The sequence below is a fragment of the Bacillus sp. LR--39 genome (genome assembly GCF_053613335.1).
In genome coordinates this window covers 1-549 of record NZ_JBSIOT010001432.1, presented here as the reverse complement: position 1 = coordinate 549, position 549 = coordinate 1, and the positions used below count along the sequence as shown (strand labels likewise).

Genomic DNA, 549 nt, shown 5'->3' with positions numbered 1-549 from the left:
TGTATTCAAGTTTTTCCCGATTGTAAATTGATTGTTTGCCATTGCTGAATTTCCGGCTTTATCTTCAATCTGCTTCTTCGTATCGGTCAAAACCGTCTGAAGGCGTCTCATGATGCCTTTTTCATTGTAATTTTCCGTGCTGCTCGTTCCCGCCATAAAGAGGTTTGCCACACTGTCAGGGTCTTCTTTAATTTTCGCTTTCAGCTTTTCTTCGTTGATCTCTAAATGACCGCGCTGACTGTATACGCTTGATGTCGTAATTCCAAACTGAGTGAGCTGCAGCGATTCGCCGTTCACAGAGACATTCGAATAAAAATCTGTCCTCATTTGATTGGTGGCGCCGCTTAAAATCGTGTCGCCCCTTAACAATCCGCTTTTCGCTTTTTCTTCCCACAGCTCAATTTGCTTTTCCGTCATATCTTTTTTCTGTTCTTCTGTCAGCGGCGTATAGTCGCGGTATTTCTTTTCCGTGAGCTTGCCGTTGACCATATCGATCAGTTCGTTGTACTGTGTGACAAAGTCTTTAATCTTTTCATAAATCCCGTCAAC

The 549-nt window shown here is 43.0% G+C and carries 1 protein-coding gene; it reads right to left on the bottom strand.

Annotated elements, in window-relative coordinates:
- Window positions 1-549: flagellar filament capping protein FliD (gene fliD, locus ACWHAR_RS30965; protein ID WP_452088918.1), on the bottom strand; the 549-nt coding region annotated here is incomplete at both ends.